13 protein-coding genes are annotated in these 19,252 nt (G+C 54.0%); 7 read left to right on the top strand and 6 right to left on the bottom strand.

Features of this window, described 5'->3' with window-relative positions:
* Positions 1 to 9: 9 nt before the first annotated feature.
* Positions 10 to 567, bottom strand: a complete 558-nt coding sequence (locus IEY39_RS06420; RefSeq protein WP_229688797.1) for an RNA polymerase sigma factor — start codon at positions 565 to 567, stop codon at positions 10 to 12.
* Positions 568 to 778: 211 nt separating this feature from the next.
* On the opposite strand from IEY39_RS06420, the gene IEY39_RS06415 reads away from it, so the two are divergent.
* Positions 779 to 982: a hypothetical protein gene (locus IEY39_RS06415; protein ID WP_188929621.1), complete on the top strand. Its 204-nt coding sequence runs from the start codon at positions 779 to 781 to the stop codon at positions 980 to 982.
* 129 nt (positions 983 to 1,111) lie between these two features.
* On the opposite strand, the gene IEY39_RS06410 is transcribed toward IEY39_RS06415, so the two are convergent.
* The 3 genes from IEY39_RS06410 to IEY39_RS06400 form a co-directional block, all read right to left on the bottom strand.
* Complete coding sequence (locus IEY39_RS06410; protein ID WP_188929619.1) at positions 1,112 to 2,365, bottom strand: MFS transporter; 1,254 nt, start codon at positions 2,363 to 2,365, stop codon at positions 1,112 to 1,114.
* 11 nt (positions 2,366 to 2,376) lie between these two features.
* Positions 2,377 to 3,042, bottom strand: a complete 666-nt coding sequence (locus tag IEY39_RS06405) for a FadR/GntR family transcriptional regulator (RefSeq protein WP_188929617.1) — start codon at positions 3,040 to 3,042, stop codon at positions 2,377 to 2,379.
* 90 nt (positions 3,043 to 3,132) lie between these two features.
* The gene (locus IEY39_RS06400; protein WP_188929615.1) at positions 3,133 to 3,588 is read right to left on the bottom strand and encodes a helix-turn-helix domain-containing protein; all 456 of its coding nucleotides are present in this window, start codon (positions 3,586 to 3,588) and stop codon (positions 3,133 to 3,135) included.
* Positions 3,589 to 3,675: 87 nt separating this feature from the next.
* On the opposite strand from IEY39_RS06400, the gene IEY39_RS06395 reads away from it, so the two are divergent.
* Together IEY39_RS06395 and IEY39_RS06390 are read left to right on the top strand one after the other, a co-directional pair.
* On the top strand, positions 3,676 to 4,665 hold the full coding sequence (locus IEY39_RS06395; RefSeq protein WP_188929613.1) for a type I glyceraldehyde-3-phosphate dehydrogenase: 990 nt from the start codon (positions 3,676 to 3,678) through the stop codon (positions 4,663 to 4,665).
* Positions 4,662 to 5,846 carry a DUF5009 domain-containing protein gene (locus IEY39_RS06390; RefSeq protein WP_188929610.1) on the top strand — a complete coding sequence of 395 codons (1,185 nt, stop codon included), beginning with the start codon at positions 4,662 to 4,664 and terminating at the stop codon, positions 5,844 to 5,846. Before IEY39_RS06395 ends, IEY39_RS06390 begins: the two co-directional genes overlap by 4 nt.
* On the opposite strand, the gene IEY39_RS06385 is transcribed toward IEY39_RS06390, so the two are convergent.
* Entirely contained in the window at positions 5,843 to 8,005 is a 2,163-nt protein-coding gene (locus IEY39_RS06385; protein WP_188929608.1) for a glycoside hydrolase family 3 N-terminal domain-containing protein, read from the bottom strand. The genes IEY39_RS06390 and IEY39_RS06385 overlap by 4 nt on opposite strands.
* A 335-nt stretch (positions 8,006 to 8,340) precedes the next feature.
* Between IEY39_RS06385 and IEY39_RS06380 the strand changes: the two genes are divergently transcribed.
* On the top strand, positions 8,341 to 10,752 hold the full coding sequence (locus IEY39_RS06380) for a right-handed parallel beta-helix repeat-containing protein (RefSeq protein ID WP_188929606.1): 2,412 nt from the start codon (positions 8,341 to 8,343) through the stop codon (positions 10,750 to 10,752).
* Between the two features lie 2 nt (positions 10,753 to 10,754).
* Here IEY39_RS06380 and IEY39_RS06375 read toward each other — a convergent pair whose 3' ends face one another.
* Positions 10,755 to 13,553, bottom strand: a complete 2,799-nt coding sequence (locus tag IEY39_RS06375; protein WP_229688796.1) for a hybrid sensor histidine kinase/response regulator transcription factor — start codon at positions 13,551 to 13,553, stop codon at positions 10,755 to 10,757.
* 235 nt (positions 13,554 to 13,788) lie between these two features.
* On the opposite strand from IEY39_RS06375, the gene IEY39_RS06370 reads away from it, so the two are divergent.
* From IEY39_RS06370 to IEY39_RS06360, 3 genes are read left to right on the top strand one after another with little or no spacing between them, the layout of a single operon-like run.
* On the top strand, positions 13,789 to 15,114 hold the full coding sequence (locus tag IEY39_RS06370) for a sugar porter family MFS transporter (RefSeq protein WP_188929605.1): 1,326 nt from the start codon (positions 13,789 to 13,791) through the stop codon (positions 15,112 to 15,114).
* Between the two features lie 42 nt (positions 15,115 to 15,156).
* On the top strand, positions 15,157 to 16,059 hold the full coding sequence (locus IEY39_RS06365; RefSeq protein WP_188929603.1) for a carbohydrate kinase family protein: 903 nt from the start codon (positions 15,157 to 15,159) through the stop codon (positions 16,057 to 16,059).
* Positions 16,060 to 16,077: 18 nt separating this feature from the next.
* Entirely contained in the window at positions 16,078 to 19,236 is a 3,159-nt protein-coding gene (locus tag IEY39_RS06360; RefSeq protein WP_188929601.1) for a SusC/RagA family TonB-linked outer membrane protein, read from the top strand.
* The last annotated feature ends 16 nt before the right edge of the window (positions 19,237 to 19,252 follow it).

Genomic DNA, 19,252 nt, shown 5'->3' with positions numbered 1-19,252 from the left:
CTTACTCACTTATTTTTTGGTCAAATTAAAGATCTTTTTCAATCGCATCAGGCATTTGTATTTCTGGTTCTTTGCGTTGTCCGCGTTGGTATAGCCAAAATCCGTGGCTATATCGATCATGCTCTTCTTTTCCAGATAGTAGGCCTCTAAAAGGCTTTTACAGGGTTCGCCGAGGTTTTTCAGGGATTGTTCCATGACCTGGAAGTCTTGGTTGCGTTGTTCGTGGCGCTCCAATTCTTCTTCCACAGGTACGGTTTCTTCCAGGTTCTCCACTTCCGAGGAGAATCTTTGTTGTTGGTTCAGGCGTTTGAGCCAGAGCCTTCGGCATACGGAATAGAGGTAGGTCTTGAGCTGACTGTTCAATTCGAAAGAGCCGGATCTTGCTTTTTCGTACAGAACGATCATGGCTTCCTGGAAAATGTCACGGGCATCTTCAGGATAGCCGTTGTTGCTGAGTATCAGGGACTGCACCATATTATAGTGCTGCTTGTAGATGGCTTCTATGGCCTTACGGTCGTTGTGTGCCAGTCCTTCGAGTAACTTTTGTTCGTTGGTCTCTGTCCTCACGCTTGTGCTATATTTAATACCCAAATTAACCATTCGTAACCCAAAGGAATGGGAAATAATTCAAAAAAAGCGTTTTTGGCGTTCAAAAGCCAGCGTATACGTATTAGTATAATTAATATGTAAAAAACATTGATTTGTGTGGGTTACTTTTTGGAGACGCTAGTATTAAACTCGAAACCATTCAATTAACGTTAACGTAAAAAAAAAATCAATGAAAAAGTTCTTTTTTGTAGCCGCGATCGCCGCTTTCGCAGTAGCTTGTAACAACTCAGGTTCTGAAGCTAAGGCAACTGATTCTTCCGCAACCAAGATGGCTGATTCTTCCAAGATGGGCGCAGACAGCTCCAAGATGGCTGCTGACACTTCGAAGATGGCTGCTGATACTACCAAGAAAGATACCGCTACGAAGAAATAAGTTTTTTATAGGCAAGTTATAGACCGGATCTGCCGCTGGCGGGTCCGGTTTTGTTTTGCGCCAAAGGGCCCGTGGCCCTTTTTAGTTTTTGGGGGTTTGGGTCTTCGACCAGACGGTCGGAGGCTCTTTTTAGTTTTTGGGGGTTTGGGTGCGGGTGTCGGGGATGAAGGCGGTGAGCAGGCCCAGGATGGGCAGGAAGGAGCAGAGATGGAATACATGCTGGATGCTTGTCCTGTCGGCGAGGCGGCCCAGGACGGCGGCGCCGATGCCGCCCATACCAAAGGCCAGGCCGAAGAACAGCCCGGAGATGAGGCCTACTTTTCCCGGTAGGAGTTCCTGGGCATAGACGAGGATGGCGGAGAAGGCGGAGGCGAGGATGAGTCCGATGAAGACAGAGAGTACGGCAGTCCAGAAGAGGTTGGCGTAGGGCAGCGCGAGAGTGAAGGGGGCCACGCCCAGGATAGAGAACCAGATGACATATTTACGACCGATGCGATCGCCAATAGGGCCTCCGATGAAGGTGCCGGCTGCCACAGAACCCAGAAAGACGAAGAGCAGCATCTGCGCGCTCTTCTCCGACACGTGAAATTTGTCGATAAGAAAGAACATATAATAGCTGCTCATGCTGGACATGTAAAAATATTTAGAGAAGATGAGCACCAGCAGGATGACAAGGGCAACGGCTACTCTTGCCCGGGAGATACCCGGTTGTAATGCGGTGATTGTCGTCGCGGCCTTTTTCTTGCGCTGGCCGAGATTGTGGCTGTACCAGGCGCCTGTCCGAAGGAGGACACCGATGCCTACCAGGGCGAAGAAGCCGAACCAAATAATATTCGATTGGCCGTAGGGTGAAACGATGTGAGCGGCCAGCAGGGGGCCGAGGGCTGCGCCGGCGTTGCCGCCCAGCTGGAAAATGGATTGAGCCAATCCCCGGCGTCCGCCGGATGCCAGATAGGCCAGGCGGGAGGCTTCGGGGTGGAAGATCGATGAGCCCATACCTACGAGGGCGACCGCCACCAGCACGAGGGGGAAAGTGCCTGCTCTTGACAACAGGATCAGGCCGGCCAGGGTAAAGCACATCCCGGCCGCGAGGGAATAGGGTTGTGGTTTTTTGTCGGTGTAGAGGCCGACAAAGGGTTGCAGGAGCGAAGCGGTGAGCTGAAAACAGAAGGTGATGAGACCTACCTGGCTGAAGTCCAGGCCGAGCGATTTTTTAAGTAGCGGGTAGGATGAGGGGATGAGGGATTGCATCGTGTCGTTGAGCAGATGCGAGAAGCTGATCGCGAGGAGGATAGAGAATACGGTCTTTTGTACGACAGCATCCTTTTGGGTGTTGGCATCGGCGGTGGTAGTGACTGGTCTTGGTGTGGTGGCGCTGGACATATCAAATTCATTTAACCTGCGGTGATCTTTGCCGCGTATTGCCAGGCTTTTTTAGGGTCCTGGTCGATAATACTTTGCAGCAGGAGTTCGTGCAGCTGCTGCGTCTCGATGAATCTATCGGTTGTCAGATAGGTCTGGTGGAAATGCCGGCCCATCTGTTCGGCGACGGAGCGATACAAATCGGCCAGGATGTCATTGCGGGCGGCGACCGCCATGGCGACATGGAACCGGATATCGCTGTTGATAGCCCCTTCCGTATCTCCGGCCTGTGCGGCGGTGTTCCTATCCTGTAACAATGCCTTCATTTTTGTAATATCCCTGCGGGTGCGGAGAAGGGCTGCTTTCTCGGCGATCTTCATTTCCAGCAGTTGTCTTACTTCATCCAGGTGGGTGGCGTCGGCGCGGCGCAGGCGTTGCGGCAGTGGTTCGGCGATGCCCCGCTGGGGTTCCACCATCGTGCCGGAGCCCTGGCGTACGGTTACCAGCCCGGTATTGGCCAGGATCCGAATGGCCTCCCTGATGGTGCTGCGGCCAACGCCGAATTCGGCCATCAGTTCGGGCTCCGAGGGTAATTTGTCACCTGCTTTGTATACGCCCAGTGACAGCTGTTGCTGGAGCCTGCCGACGACGGCATCGGCGAGGGAGTGACGTGGAAGGGGAGTGGTTGGCTTTCTCATCCTATCATCTGATGACTTTCCCGAAGGTAGGAAATTCCGCTCAGAAAACGGGGAAATTTTCGTGGCGCCGCGTGCGCGCATTTGGGGAGGCTACCTTTTTACTCCATAGCGATAGTCGAAGAACAGGGTGTGGAAGATGCCGGAGATGTAAGGTTCGCCGGCCATTATGTATTGGTAGGCTTTGCGGATCTCGTCGACGGGTTCTGCTTTGTGGACATAGGCGTCGATGCCGGTCTCCTTCATCTTTTCGATGATGTGCGGGTCATAGGTGCCGGTGTAGATCATGAGATGGCTGCCTGGAAATTTTGCTTTCAGTTCGGCGGCGGGCAGCAGGAGGCTGCCGGGGGTGTTTTCTTCGGTTGAGCCAAGGATGATCAGCTGCCAGTCGACAGCTTCGAACGATTTTGCCGACAAGGCGGTGAAGACGTTTTCGGTGTGTTCCACCCGGATTGCCGGATCAATGAAACGGAAGGTTTCATGGAGTCCAACAGCGATTAGCGGTATCTCGTCGATGACGAGGATGTGGGTCGGAGGTTGTATAGACATGCGCAAATTTCGGAAAAATGCCTGAAACGCCTGTATATGTTAACCTGTATATTTGTTCCTACTTTTAAAGCTAAATAAATCATTATCATGCGCGTTGCAATCAACGGAATGGGGCGGATAGGGCGATTGCTGAGCCGGAGGCTATTAAACGAGGGCGGCATCGAGCTTGTCGCCGTCAACGATATTATGGAGCCGGAAAATCTTGCTTACCTGTTGAAGTATGATTCCGTTTACGGAACTTTACCTTACCGGGTGGGCTATGCGGACGATCATCTTTCTGTCGGGGACAAGAAGATCGCTGTGTTCAGACAGGAAGACCCGCGGGAACTGCCGTGGGCGGCGCTTGACATCGACATCGTGCTGGAGTGTTCGGGCCGGTTTACGAAGGGAGATGCGGCAGCCATTCATCTGTCCGCGGGCGCGCGTAAGGTGTTGTTGTCTACGACGGGTTCGCCGGATGTACCGCTGTTGATCTACGGGTTCAACCAGCATGTGCTTAACGCCGACACCGCCATTGTTTCGCCCGGTGGCTGTATGACCAATTGTTCGACGCATATTTTGTATCTGCTGAATCAGATAGGTATTGAATCTGTGCAGGCAAATATCCTTCATTCTTATACTTCCCGGCAGGAGCTGGTGGATGCACCCCACAAGCAATACCGCAGGGGCCGGGCCGCAGCAGAGTCTATCATCCCGGTGGAGATAGATCTTGCCGGCTCGCTGGAGAGACTGCTGCCTGCTCTGAAGGATAAGATCGCCACCGTGTCGACGCGGGTGCCGGTTGCCAATGGGGCCATGGCCGACTTCACGGTGCAATTGAAGACGGCGACGCCGGCGAGTGAGATAAATGCGCTTTTTTTCAATGCGGCCAGGCAGGAGTATAAGGGCATCCTCGACTACACCGAAGAGGATCTGGTGTCGCTGGATATCAAGGGAGATACGCATTCCTGTGTGGTGGATGGGACGCTTACCTCGGTGGTGGGACGGCAGGTGAAGCTGATCGCCTGGTTTGATAACGAATACGGATATACGAGCAGAATGATCGACTGGCTTTATTACTGGAAAAAATTTTTATGACAAAAATAACCCGTCGCCTTGCTTCCATCGATGCCTTCCGGGCAATAACGATGTTGCTGATGATCTTTGTCAACGACCTTATCCTTGACATCCGCGTTCCTGAATGGCTGGAGCATGCCCGGGAAGGCGAGGACCGGCTTGGGCTGGCCGACACTGTTTTTCCTGCTTTCCTTTTTATCGTCGGGCTTTCGATACCGCTGGCTATCCGGGCTGGGCGGGAGCGGGGCGCTTCGCGGACGACGACGTTGCTGCATATCCTGCGCCGGAGCTTTGCCTTGCTGGTGATGGGGTTTTTCCTGGTGAATTATGAAGAGTTTACGCAGGGGCCTGCGCTGGTATCGCAATTTGGATTCCTGCTGATCATTACGATTGCTTTCTTTTTTATCTGGCTTGTTTATCCGGAGTCCTGGTCTGTGGCACGCAAATGGTTGTTTCGGGGCATCGGCGTTGCGGCGCTGGTGTTCATGGCCATCATTTACAAGGGTGGGACGCCCGAGCATCCCAAGTGGTTAGAGCCGTCCTGGTGGGGTATACTCGGGCTCATCGGCTGGTGTTATCTCACCTGCGCGCTTTTGTACTTCTTCATCGGTGACAGGCTGTGGGCGTTGGGAGTGATCTTTCTGTATTTTCTTGGTTTTGCGATCCTGGCGCATACGAGAGGAGGCACAATGATGCATTATCTTTCCCTGGGTGGTAGCGGCGGGCTTTCGGCCTTTACCATGGCTGGGGTGATGACTACGGTGTATTATCAGCGGATGACAAACAGCGGCAAGGCGGTGAAGGGACTGCTTGTGCTGACGGCCTGGACGCCGGTGTTGATCGTGGCGGGATTTATCCTGCGGTCCATCGGGGGGATCGCCAAGCTGGGGGTTACTCCCTCATGGATATTGATCTGTACGGGTATCAGCGTCGGGTGTGTGGTGTTGCTTGGTTATATTGTAGATGTGCAGGGTCGTCAGGACTGGTATCGCCTGATCAGGCCCGCGGGTACGATCACGTTGACTTGTTATTTGCTACCCGATATTCATTTTGCTATCCTTAAACTGCTTGGCCCTTCTGTGCAGTTGCCGGAGGTGTTGCGCACGGGCTGGATAGGCGTTGGCAAGTCGCTTGTCTTTGCCTTTCTTATCGTTTTGCTCACCGGGGTGCTGGAAAAGAAGAAGATCAGGCTTTCGGTCTAGTGTATGGTGAATGCTGCGGTCAGCTTTTCATCGCGGGAATGGCTGCCCAGCACTACCTTATAATTTCCTTTGTATAGCCGCCATTTGCCGGCGGCGAGGTCCCACTTCTGCAGTTCGGTTATGGGAATACTGATGGACAGCTGCTGGCTGCCATGTGCTGCCACCGTCAGGCGGTGAAAGGCTTTCAATTCTTTTATGGGCATCCTTTCGGCATTGGGGTATTCGATATAGGCCTGGACCACTTCGTCGCCGTCCCGGTCGCCGGTATTGTTTACCGTGAGGTCAACGGCCAGGGTATCTTTTAGCGTGTAATTGTTCTTCGGTTGTTTTTGCCAGACATAGGAGAAGGTGGTATAGCTGAGCCCGTAGCCGAAAGGATATTGGACGGGGCCGTCGTAATACCGATAGGTTCTGCCTTTCAGGCTATAGTCTTTATATGCAGGGAGGTCGCTGAGTTCGCGGTAGAAGGTGACTGGCAGGTGGCCTGAAGGTGAGGCCTTGCCAAAGACAATATCGGCCAGGGCGTTGCCGCCTTGTTCGCCGGGGTACCAGGCCAGGAGGATGGCATCGGCATAAGGGATAATGGGGGTGAGGTCGACGGCGCTGCCGGCGGTGACTACGACAATGAGCGGTTTGTTATGGATGGCTTTCCGTAGCTTTTTTATATAAGCGATGTGGGCGGCGGGGAGGCTGAGGTCGGTGCGGTCGCCGCCATGAGGGGCCAGAAAGGCGTCGCCTTCTTCTCCTTCCATCACGGGGGTGAGGCCGATGACGGCGATGGTCGCCTGGCAATTCGAGGCTGCCCAGTCTCCGCCGAAGTGGACGGTGTCTTTGTAATCGCAGCCCTGATCGTATTCCACATGCATGGCGGGGCCCGTAGCGGATGTCAATCCTTCCAGGAAGGTGACCATGCGGGAGGAGACTCCGTGGTAGTTGCCGGCGAGGGCGTCGAAGGAAAAGGCATTGGGGCCGACGATCATCAGGGAGGCGAGAGAATCTTTGTTCAGGGGCAAGATACCCTTATCATTTTTCAGCAGGACCATACTTTCCGCGGCCAGCTGCCGGGCGAGAGCGAGATGGCCGGGTGTGCGGACGCTGTCGGCGCCGTAGCTGCTAAAGGGCACGGCAGCCTTGTCGTCGAAGAAGCCCAGCTTTAGCTGGGTGCGGAGCAGGGGCGCCAATGCGGAGTCTATTTGTTCGCGGGTTAGCAGGCCGGCGTCGACGGCCTTTAGCGCGTCCTGTTGCAATACGCTCGAGCAGTCGAGATCGACACCGGCTTTTATCGCGGCGGCGGCTGTTTCGACGGGACCAGCGAGGGCCTTATGTCTTTCGAAAATATCATCGAGGGCGCCGCAGTCGGTGACCACGTGCCCTTTGAAATGCCATTCTTCGTGCAGGATATGATGAAGGAGGGTAGGGCTTGCGCAGCAGGGTTCGCCGTTGACGCGATTGTAGGCGCACATGACGGACTCCACGCCGGAGTCCACCAATCTTTTGAAAGCGTAGAGATAGGTCTCGCGGAGATCTTTTTCGTCGACGATGGCATTGAAGGTGTGGCGGTCTGATTCAGGTCCACTATGTACTGCAAAATGTTTTGCGCAGGCTGATGCTTTCAGGTAATGCGGATCGTTGCCTTGTATCCCTTTTATATAGGCCGTACCCATGGTCGCCGTGAGGAAGGGGTCTTCGCCATAGGTCTCCTGGCCGCGGCCCCAGCGCGGGTCGCGAAAGATGTTGATGTTGGGTGACCAGAAGGTGAGGCCCATGTATTGTTCTGCCCTGCCGGCGGCGGTGGAGAGGTTGTATTTGGCGCGGGCTTCGGTGGAGATGACATCGCCTGCTTTGTGCAGGAGGGCGTTGTCGAAGGTGGCGGCGTTGCCGATGGCCTGGGGGAATACGGTGGCTTCGCCTGCCCGGGCGACGCCGTGGAGTCCTTCGTTCCACCAGTTGTAGGCTGGGATGGAGAGGCGGTCGACTGCTTTGCTGCGATAGCCCAGGAGGGAAATTTTCTCTTCGAGCGTGAGGCGGGAAAGGAGGTCTTTTACCCTGTCTGTCTGGGGGAGGGAGGCGTCGCGGAAGGGGAGGGGTTGGGCGATAGTGGTTGAAGAGAGCAGGAGGAGTAGGAAAAAAAAGAGACGAAACTTGTTGGAACGATACATGGCGGTCGATTTGATATTTTATGTCGGCCCTTCGGGCAAACCGGACTCCGTCCGGTTTTGGGCGCCAAGTTCGGTGAAAAATGCGAGATTCTGTAAACCGATTGCATTCCCGATGTTTTGATGCGCGCTCAAAGTAATTTGATCCGGTGATAAGGGAATCATTTATAATCTTTATAGACTTATAAATGTTGAATTGACAGGAAATCTGTAAGGGTGGGACGCGACACACCAGATAAGTCTTTTATGTGTTAAAACCCTCTGTGGGCTTGCGTTTGAGAGGGGTTGTAATTATTTTTACCTACGTAAGACTTTATCAACCCCTAAATACCAATTCTATGAAAACGGCCTTATTCGCAATGATCGTGACCTTACTTATGAGTGTCAGGGCAGCGGCGACTACCTGGTATGTGAAGCCGGGTGGCACGGGCACCGGCAGCGGCAGCTGGGCCAACGCGGCGGCATCCACCCAATTGGCGACTATCATTGCCGGTGCGGCCTCGGGCGACCAGGTGTGGGTGGTGGGCAGTGGCAGCGGTACGACGTATTACCCTACCACCGGGACCAGCCGGACAATTTCTTTTGTGCTGAAAAGCGGAGTAGCTGTTTATGGCGGGTTTGCCGGGACGGAAACACTGCTGAGCCAGCGAAATGCTGCTACCAATATCACCATTTTGTCGGGAGATATCGGCATTGTTGGGAATAGTACGGATAACACCTACAATGTGGTGGTCTCTACGGGGAATACCGCCGGCACCATTCTGGATGGGTTTACCATCGAGAACGGGAATGCCAACGGCGCTGGCCAGAACAGTACCGGCGGCGGGATCTACAATTCGGGGACGACCGTCACCTATTCCAATTGTATTATTACCAACAACGTCGCCACCAGCACTGGCGGCGGGGTCTATAACACCAGCAGTACCGCTACCTTTACCAATTGTACTTTCAGTCATAATTCCACGTCCAGTGATGGGGGCGGTGTATATATCTACAATAGTGGAACGTATCTGTTTACCAGCTGCGCCTTCGATACCTGTACGGCGACCGGCAACGGCGGCGGTATCGCCCTCAATTCCCTCTCCAATGTTCCCTTTCATTACTGCAATTTTGTAGGTAATTCGGCCAGCGCTACGGCAGTCGACAATGGCGGTGGCGGTTTTTATGCTTCGAGCGGATCGGGAGATACGCTGATCGGCTGTACCTTCTCGAAGAATTCCTCGGTTTCCTATGGCGGCGGGTTTCTGAGCAACGGTCAGAGCAGCTTTGTGATGCGGAATACTACTTTTTCCCAGAACAATGCTTCTGTGTTTGGCGGCGGTTTTGCCTGCGCCAGCGGCAACACCTTTATCGTGACCAATACGCATTTATCGAATAATGTCGCGCCTTCCGGTGGCGGGATGTATATCGTCGGCGGAAGCCCGAGCCTTGCATACGATACGCTTTCCAATAATACGGCTACGGCCAGCAGCGGCAATGGCGGTGGCGGGTTGTATGAGGATGTCAGCGGGGCGAACCCGACCATTTCGCACTGCTGGTTCCTGGGTAATGTTACCAATGGATCGAACGGGGCGGCTATCTGGGATAACTCTGCCAACCCTGACAGCAATACCGTCTTCCAGGCGAACATCGCCAAGGGCGCCGGTTCGAATGGCGGGGCCATCTATCATAATTCGCAGACGGGATCGATCATCAACTGTGTGTTCGTGGACAACTCCTGCACCGGCTATGGCGGCGGTTTCTATAACAACGCTACCTCGGAGACGATGGAGAACTGTACTTTCTATAATAACGGTGCGACGACTGCGGGTGCAGGTATCTATGATGCCGGTGGGGGTAATCCCAAATACTATGGCAATGTTACCTGGGGCAACAGTCCGGATGGGTTTGCCGTGGGCGCCGGTTCTACCGGTGGCTTCAAGGTGAAATACAATGATTTTCAAGCGGCGCTTGGTTTTTCCGGCGGATCGATAACGGGCAATATCGCGTCGAACCCGCTGTTCTACAACTCGGGTAATTATGCGGGAAGCGACGGCATCTGGGCTACGACCGATGACGGGCTCCATCTTGGTAACGGCTCGCCTGCGGCAGACGCGGACCAGGCTACCATCCCGGCAGACGATATTGCGGATGTTCACCGACCCTATGTCGGAAATACCTATGCGAATATGGGCGCTTATGAAGGTCCGGCCTTTGTCCTGGCTTTTTCCGTGCTGGACTTTTCGGCTACTCCTGCCGGTACAAATTCGGCCGGCCTTTCCTGGTCGGTGGATGCGAACGGGCAAATTGCCCGGTTTCAGGTGCAGCGATCGGGTGACGGGGTTACTTTTATAGCCGCCGGGACGGTAGATGCCAGCCCGGGACAGAGTGGGTATTCCTTTGTCGATGAAAATGCGGCGGGCAGGTTGTTGTATTATCGCCTGTTGAGTGTGTTGGATGACGGCAGTGAGCAGTACAGTCGGATCGTGGTGTTCGCCCGGACGTCTTCCACGACGGGGAAGCTGGCGGTATGGCCGAGTGTAGGCGTCGAGGGGAAGAGGACGGTTTATATTAAGATGATGGAAACTGCAAGGTGCGCGCTGGTGGTTAGTGATGCATCCGGCCGTCCCGTGAGGCAGCGAATCGCTGTGCTGGTGGCAGGAGACAACTATCTGACGCTGGATATGTCGGGGCTTGGGGCTGGTATTTATTATTTAAGTGTTGGGGGAAATGAGGGCCCTAGGCAGGCGGTGCTGCTGGAGAAACTGTAGGATCAGCCACCCTTTTTCCTTTCCCGGTAGTCCGATGGGGTCAGTGCGAATTTGGATTTGAACACTGTCGAAAAATAAGCCTGTGATGAGAATCCGACTTTGAAAGCTATCTCGGCGATGGACAAGTCTTCTTTTGCCAGCAGGAATTTTGCTTTTTGCAGGCGGACGGTGAGGATATAGTCGTTTACGTTATACCCGATGAGGGCTTTTACCTTCCGGTAGAGCTGTACCCTCGACACCCGGATCTCCCTGCAGATGTCATCTACCGAAAATTCTTCATTCGAAAGGTTGTTCTCCACGATGGCGATGAATTCGTTGATAAACTTCCGGTCGATCTTTGTCGAGGAATTAGACCTCGATACGGTGGGCAATTCGCTTGTGTAGTGCTCGCGGAGGATGGACCGGTTATTCAACAGGTTGTTGATGGTCTCTTCCAGGTATTCCAGGTTGAAAGGCTTTACGATGAATGCGTCTGCTTTTAGCCGGATGCCCTTTATCTGGTCTTCCATAGAACCTTTTGCCGTCAGCAGGATGATGGGGATATGCGAACTGCGGATGTCCTGCTTTAGTGTCTCTGTCAGGTGGAGGCCGTCCTGACCCGGCAGGATAATATCGGCGATGATGAGATCGGGAACGATATCATAGGCAAGCGCAAGACCCGTTGCGGCATCGCCTGCCTCGTGCATCTCATAGGCGTTGCCCAGTCTTCCTTTCAGGAAGGTGCGGAGGTCTTCATTGTCTTCGATGAGCAGCAGGGAATGTTCCTTGCCGTTGCGGACAGCCGTTTCTTCCTCGCGGACGACGGGTTCGATGTCGGTCGTATAGATGCGGAGATCTTCGTAGGCGGTGTTTGAAGGCTGCTCTTCGACGATCTCGCCGGACTTTAGATGCGTGTTGCCCAGGGGAAGTCTGATCGTGAACTTCGTACCTTTCCACTTTTCGGTGCTAAGGATTATATCGCCCTGGTGGAGAGAGATGAGTTCCTTTGAGAGTGACAGGCCAAGCCCCGTGCTGTTAATGGCGGATCGATTACCCTGGAAGAAGGGTTCGAAGGCATGCTCGGCCTCTTCGTGCGTCATCCCGACTCCCGAATCTTCCACTATGATGATGGCCGTTTTTCCGTCGGGCTCCCTATCGACGGTGACTTCGATGGAGCCGCCGTCATGCGTGAATTTGAAGGCATTGGACAGGAGGTTGAACAGTACCTTGTCGAGCATGTTGACGTCGAACCAGGCCTCCAGGCCGCGGGCTTTATTGACGATGTTGAAGGAGATGGATTTCTTACGGGCCAGCGTCTGGAAGGAGCTGGCGATCTCCGTCACGAATTCCCCCAGGTTGTTGCGGGAAGCGGCAAGCCGCATTTTATTCTCTTCGATCTTACGGAAATCCATTAGTTGGTTGATGAGCCGAAGGAGGCGCATGACGTTGCGATGGATGAGCTGCAGATCGTTTTTTACCATGAAATGCAGCTTGGGGATGGACAGGGCGTCTTCCAGCGGGCCGAGGATGAGGGTGAGTGGCGTCTTGAACTCGTGGGAGATGTTGGTGAAGAAATTGAATTTTGCGGTAGACGCTTCCTTTGCCTTCTCCGTCATCTCCAATAACTGGGTTTGCTGGAGCAGGATCTCCTGGTTCTGCGATTCCAGGCGGCGGTTGATCTTGCGGTTATTGCGCAGCGAGTGGAAGGCGATGCTACCCAGGACAACGGCGAGGACGAGTCCGCCGATGGCGGCATAGAGCAGATTGCGCTGGTTGCGGTATATGCGTTGCTGCTCCTGGAGCAGGTCGTATTGTTTTTCGATGTCTTTTTGCTGGTTGTCGATGCGGTCTGTCTGTAGCTTCATGATCCGGACGTTGGTGGAATCGATGACTACGGAAGGCAGGATATTTTCCCTGTTGAAGGGTTGTTTTCCCAGGATGCGGAAGGCCACGTCGATGGCTTCCTCCCCGCCTGTGGGGTTGAGGAAGGTGGCCTGGAGGATCTTATCCGACACCAGCTGGATCCCGCCACCCGGCCCAGGCAGACCGTCCACGCCGAAGAACCGGACGGATTTTTCCATGCCCAGCTGTTTATACACTTCAAAGGCGCCCAGGGCCATGAGGTCGTTTTGCGCGAAGACGACGTCGGTGGGCGACAGGCGGTCGCGAATTTTGAGGAATTCTTCTTTTGCCGGGTCTTTGAGCCAGTCGCCGTACAGCCGGGTCTTGATGCGGATGGCCGGGTTGATGCGGATGCCTTCTTCGAATCCCAACCGGCGGTCGGTGGAGGGGGTCGAACCTTTTAGCCCGATGACCTCTATAATATTGGTGGTATCATGAAAAAGGTGGGCTACGTAGTTGCCGGCCATTTTGCCCAGTTCGAAGTTGTTGATGCCGACAAAGCTGGTATAGAGATCAGAAGATATTTTGCGGTCGATGATGACGACCGGGATGCCACTGTTGTAAGCTTCTTCCACTACGGCGGTGAGCGGTGTGGCTTCGTTGGGGGAGACCAGCAGGATATCGATGTTTTGCGCGATGAGCTCCCTGATCTGTTTGACCTGGAGGTCACTGTTGTCATTGGCGCTTCTATAAATGAGTTCTGTGCCCGGGTGAAAGGACAGTTCGCGGCGCATCCCTTCCAGGGTAGCCTGCTTCCAATTCTCTGTGCCGGTACATTGTGCGAAGCCGATGCGGTATTTTTTTTCGGAATTGGAGCCCGAGCAGGAGGGAAAGAGCATAGTAATAGCGGGCAGCAGCACAATAAACCAATATGCCGGCTTTACGCGAAGCCGGCCCGTTTTCTTAAGCAAGCCAATCATATAGATAAAGTTGGGTTTATTTTTTTTATCGGGCCTGCAATTCCGTATCATTTTTTTTAGAATGCGACTTTAAGCCCGAACAGGATCGAAAAACCAGGAAACAATATTAGACAGGCCTTCTGCGGCCAGTTGCTAATCTGCTGACAATGAGTTGATACGATTTCGGTCGATTTCGGTATCATTTTAAAAGGGATTCTTTTTTCCTCCGGCTATCTTGGGACCAAGTTGTTGCCATATGAACAGGAAAAAAGTAATACTCTGGTCTGTCGTGATCGCCCTTGGCGGGTTTCTTTTTGGATTCGACACGGCTGTTATCTCCGGCGCGGAAAGATCGATTCAGCAATTCTGGAACCTCAATGCCGTCCAGCACGGCTTTACCATTTCTATTGCCCTTATCGGTACGGTGATCGGTGCGTTGCTGGGGGCCATACCGGCAGATTTACTGGGGCGGAAGAAGACACTCTATGGGATAGCTTTTCTTTACCTGGTGTCTTCCCTTGGGACGGCGCTATCCGGCTCGTGGCCTGTTTTCTTACTGTTTCGTTTTCTGGGTGGTTTTGGCGTTGGCGCATCCTCCGTGACCGCGCCTATTTATATATCGGAGATATCCCCTGCCGCGAGGAGGGGGAGACTGGTCGGGCTGTTTCAGTTCAATGTAGTGCTGGGGATTGTGGTGTCTTATCTCTCCAATTATCTCATCGGGCGGACGGGAGAACATTCGTGGCGTCTTATGCTGGGTGTTCAGGCGATTCCGTCTGCGTTGTTTTTGTTGCTGTTGCCTTTTGTTCCTGAGAGTCCCCGCTGGCTGATCACGAGAAAGGGCAAAGTAGCGGAGGCGAAGAAGATTATGGAGCTTATCAATGCCGACACGGCCGGACAGGTGATCGAAGACATCCAGCAGACGGACAAGGAAGAGAAGGCTGTCCTGTCCAAGGCCTCCCTTTTCTCGAAGCGCTTCAGGACCCCGGTGATGCTTGCTGTATTGTTTGCCGTGTTCAACCAGGTTTCCGGCATCAATGCTATTATATATTATGCACCCCGCATCTTCGATATGACGGGTCTTGGGGCGGGTTCTGCCCTGTTGTCGACGGCCGGTCTTGGCGCGGTGAATTTTATATTTACGCTGGTGGCCATGAATTTCATCGACAAGATGGGCAGGCGGTCCCTGATGCTGATCGGGTCTTTCGGGCTTATCGCCACGCTGGCCCTTGTTTCCTATTCCTTTTACTCGGCCAATTTCAGGGCCGTGCCTGTTTTCCTTTTTGTTTATATCGCTTTTTTCGCTTTTTCGCAGGGCGCCGTCATCTGGGTATTCATCTCGGAGATATTCCCCAACCAGGTGCGGGCGAAGGGGCAGACGCTGGGCAGCACGACCCATTGGATCATGGCGGCGATGATTGCTTTTTCTTTTCCTTCTTTAGCCGAGAAGGCCGGTGGCGGCAACACTTTCCTGTTCTTTTGCCTGATGATGTGTATCCAGCTGCTGTTCGTATGGAAGCTGATGCCCGAGACGAAAGGCCGGTCGCTGGAACAGATAGAACATACGCTGGTGCTGCATTGAGAGCAGCGCCGGATCGACATAACCTAACCAAAAACGATTGCTTTGAACCAGACCCAACCACATTACCCAGTAGTCTGCTTTGGCGAGATCTTATGGGACATCCTGCCGCAAGGCAAATTCCCGGGAGGCGCCCCGATGAACGTTGCCTATCATTTGAAGAAGCTAGGCCTTGAGCCGGCCCTTGTCACCAGGGTGGGAGAGGACCCTAATGGGCAGGGTCTTGTCGGGCTGATGGAAGCCAACCAGGTAACAACGGATTTTTTCCAGATAGATTTTGAACTGCCTACCGGCACTGTTCATGCGATGGTGGGTAAAGACCATGAAGTTACTTATGATTTCCCGCGACCTGTCGCCTGGGACAATATCCAATGGGAGGAAGGCTTTGTTCCGTTGCTCACCGGAGCCACTTATTTTGTTTTTGGCAGTCTTGCCTCGCGCAGCCGGGTAAGCCGCAAGACCCTCTACCGGATGCTGGAGCATGCGCCTCGCAGGGTATTCGATATCAACCTTCGTCCCCCGCATTATGAGCTATCGACGCTTGAAAGTCTGATGGCTGGTCTCCACCTCTTGAAGCTCAATCTTGCTGAACTGGAATTGATCACCGGCTGGTTTGCGCCGTATCGAAATGCGACCGACCGGGTGCGGGTGCTGCAGGACAGGTTCAAGATCCCCAATGTCGTGGTGACGCGGGGTGGTGATGGCGCGATGTTGAACCACGATGGGGTTATTTATGAACATCCCGGCTTTGCGGTGAAACTGGCGGATACTATCGGTGCGGGGGATGCCTTTCTGGCCGGTTTGTTATCGCAATTTGCCGATGGTGCGGACCCGCCGAAAGCCCTCGCGTTTGCCAGTGCGATGGGCGCTTTTGTAGCCGGTCGTTCGGGCCCTTGTCCCGATTATCAGTTGGGCGAGGTTGATCAACTGATTAGTACAAATTCCTAAACGATTAAAACTTCCATTATGAGAAAATTACAGGTCTTACTGCCTATGTTGCTGTTGGCCTTGTTTGGTATCGCGCAACAAAAGAACATTACCGGGAAAGTGACCGGCAAGACCAGCGGTGAACCATTACAGGGGGTAACGGTCACGGTTGGCAGCAGGTCGGTCCAAACGGATGCAGCGGGCAAATACACGATTGCCGCTGCGCCGGGGGAAACCCTCACCTTCAGCTTTGTGGGCATGACCACGCAAAAGATGAGGGTTTCGAGTACTACTGCAGAGTTCAACCTTACTATGGAGGAAAGCAACAGCGATCTGAATACGGTGGTGGTGACGGGGTATAAGTCGGAGAAGAAGGTCGACCTGACGGGGGCCGTATCGGTTGTGAACCTTTCCGCCGCCAAGACTAACCCCGTCGCCAGCCCGATGCTGGCCTTACAGGGGCAGGTGCCCGGACTGTATATCCAGACGGATGGCTCGCCTACCGGCGCCAATGGCGGGGCGCCCACCGTAATTATCCGCGGCGTCAACAACCTGAACGGGCTGGGAAACACCAACCCGCCGTTGTACATCATCGACGGGGTGCCTACTACTCGGTATGAGGATTTTGCGAACCTGAACCTCAACGCTATCGCTTCCATGCAGGTGTTGAAGGATGCGAGTGCGGCCAGCATCTATGGGTCGAGGGCCGCCAATGGGGTGATCATCGTCACAACGAAGGACGGCACAACCAGCGGAGGCAGAACACGGATTGCCCTGAGCTCGAGCCTTACCTGGCAGACGGAAAGACCATGGCAGCAGCCGGTGCTCAGTGCGCACGACCGGGGCGTAGCCTTGTGGCGGGCAGCCGTGAACGACAGTACCGACCCCAATCAGAATTCTACAAAGAATATCTATACGTATACCTGGAACGGCGACTACACCAATCCCGTTCTTAACAGTGTGAATATCGCGCCCTTTGTCGGCGGTGACAGCCTGGAACCTGCTGCCAGCACCAACTGGCAGAACGCGCTCTATCGCACGGCGCTGGTCACCTCCAACGATATCGCCATCTCCAACGGCAATAGCAAGACCGGTTTCCTGCTCGATCTTGGGTATTACAACAATGACGGGCTCATGCAGTTTACCCACTTCCAGCGATATAGCGCCCGCATCAACTCCCATACCACAGCCTTCGACGACAAATTGCGCTTCGGTGAGAACCTGCAATTGTCGAGGACTTCCCAGGTAAACTCGACAACGGATGTGGGGGGTGATGCGGTGGGTGATCTGGCATTGACCCTGGCGCCGACCATTCCGTTGTATAAGACCGATGGAACCTATGGCGGACCGGTGGGCGCCGGTTATTCCGACCGGAACAACCCCGTTGACATGCAGTTCCTGAACCGGTGGAATACGACCAATCTCTTCCTCGCTACCGGTAATATCTATGTGGAGCTGGAGCCGGTGAAGAACCTGGTCCTGCGGACCAGCCTTGGCTTCGACTATTCGGATGGATTGGGGAAGGTGATCAAGCAGACAGGCCAGGAAGGACCCGTAAACTCTACCAACAGTCTTTCGATGCAGGAGAGTAAGGACTTTACTTTTACCTGGACTAATACCGCCAATTACAATTTGTTGTTTGGCAGGCACCGCCTCAACCTGCTGGCGGGGATCGAAGCCGTCAGGGACGACTTTTCCACTTTCGGGGCTGCCAATACCAATTTCGCCATCCAGGACGTCAACTATTTCGTACTGAGCAGTGGTTCGGGCGCTCAGACGGACAATGGTTCGGCGACAGGTTACCGGTTGTTATCACAGTTCGGTAAGGTCTTTTACAGTTATGCCGACCGTTATCTGGCTTCTTTCACCATCCGGCGGGACGGGTCTTCGCGTTTTGGTACCAATAACCCATATGGTGTCTTCCCTGCCTTTACGCTTGGGTGGAGGATCAATAATGAAGACTTCTTTCGGAATACGGCAGCCAGGACGAATATCTCCAACCTTAAGCTGAGGGCCGGTATCGGTACGGTGGGTAACCAGCAGATCGGTAACCTCGCGGCTTATACCTTGTATTATGCCAATTACGGCACTGCCAGCGCTGCCTTCCCGCTGTGGCTCAACACCGGGACGGCCTATGATATCAATGGGGTGAACACGGGTACCCTTCCTTCCGGTTTTGTTCAAACGCAGCGGGGCAACCCTAACCTCAAGTGGGAGCAGACGACGGAAACCAATGTCGGATTGGATTTCGGGTTCTGGAATGAGACATTGACCGGCAGCTTTGATTATTTCCACCGCAACACCAGCAATATTCTCATTCAGCCGCCTGTAGCCGGTGCGGTAGGTGAGGGGCAACTGGAATTCCTCAATGGCGCCAGCAAGTCTACCAAGGGCTGGGAGGCCGTGGTTGGTTATCACAGCCGGACGTCGAGTGGCCTGGGTTATGGCGTCACGGTGAATGCCGACCATTGGGCGGATGTTATTACACAGCTGCCGGAGGATGTGCGGGCGGCGTACCCCGGTGACCCCAACCACTCTATCATCGGGCATTCGCAGTTCTCCATCTTTGGTTACCAGACGCAAGGGCTCTTCCAGAGCTGGCAGGAGGTGGCTTCCGCGCCCGCACAGCCCGGAGCTGCTCCCGGCCGCATCCGCTATGTCGACCAGAACCACGATGGCAAGATCGACGTGACCGACCAGACCTGGCTGGGGACTACCTTGCCAAAGGTAGAATACGGCATCCGCATCGACCTGAGCTATAAGAGCTTTGACTTTTCGATCTTTGGTTCGGGTGTTGCGGGCAAGACCGGGTTCGATCCTGTGAAGTTTATGAACTCCTTTATCGACACGCGGAACAACTATGGCCCCGGGGTGCTGAGTGCGTGGACACCACAAAATACTGGTTCCAAGACTCCCGCCTTGTCCATCCTCAACCGCAATTTCGAAGACCGGGTCTCGGATTTCTTCTATGTCAATGCTTCTTATTTCAAGATCAGGCAGGCGCAGCTGGGATATAATCTGCCGGCGGTGCTTGCCCGATCGGTGAAGATGGAGTCGCTGCGGCTCTATGTGTCGGGGCAGAATCTTATCGCCTTCAAGCATAAGAATTTTTTGAGCAAAGATCCTGAGCGGGCCAATTCATTCGCTTTGTGGCCTGTACCAACCTCCTATACATTTGGGATCAATGCTAATTTCTAACTCTTATAAAAACGAC

This window comes from Puia dinghuensis, assembly GCF_014642875.1.
GTDB lineage: Bacteria > Bacteroidota > Bacteroidia > Chitinophagales > Chitinophagaceae > Puia > Puia dinghuensis.
The sequence above is the reverse complement of the archived record's forward strand: the minus strand, read 5'-3'. Positions and strand labels throughout refer to the sequence as shown.

Coding starts and splice junctions, on each gene's coding strand:
- IEY39_RS06415 (WP_188929621.1), top strand. CDS start 779: ATGAAAAAGTTCTTTTTTGTAGCCGCGATCGCCGCTTTCGCAGTAGCT.
- IEY39_RS06410 (WP_188929619.1), bottom strand. CDS start 2,365: ATGTCCAGCGCCACCACACCAAGACCAGTCACTACCACCGCCGATGCC.
- IEY39_RS06405 (WP_188929617.1), bottom strand. CDS start 3,042: ATGAGAAAGCCAACCACTCCCCTTCCACGTCACTCCCTCGCCGATGCC.
- IEY39_RS06400 (WP_188929615.1), bottom strand. CDS start 3,588: ATGTCTATACAACCTCCGACCCACATCCTCGTCATCGACGAGATACCG.
- IEY39_RS06395 (WP_188929613.1), top strand. CDS start 3,676: ATGCGCGTTGCAATCAACGGAATGGGGCGGATAGGGCGATTGCTGAGC.
- IEY39_RS06390 (WP_188929610.1), top strand. CDS start 4,662: ATGACAAAAATAACCCGTCGCCTTGCTTCCATCGATGCCTTCCGGGCA.
- IEY39_RS06385 (WP_188929608.1), bottom strand. CDS start 8,005: ATGTATCGTTCCAACAAGTTTCGTCTCTTTTTTTTCCTACTCCTCCTG.
- IEY39_RS06380 (WP_188929606.1), top strand. CDS start 8,341: ATGAAAACGGCCTTATTCGCAATGATCGTGACCTTACTTATGAGTGTC.
- IEY39_RS06375 (WP_229688796.1), bottom strand. CDS start 13,553: ATGATTGGCTTGCTTAAGAAAACGGGCCGGCTTCGCGTAAAGCCGGCA.
- IEY39_RS06370 (WP_188929605.1), top strand. CDS start 13,789: ATGAACAGGAAAAAAGTAATACTCTGGTCTGTCGTGATCGCCCTTGGC.
- IEY39_RS06360 (WP_188929601.1), top strand. CDS start 16,078: ATGAGAAAATTACAGGTCTTACTGCCTATGTTGCTGTTGGCCTTGTTT.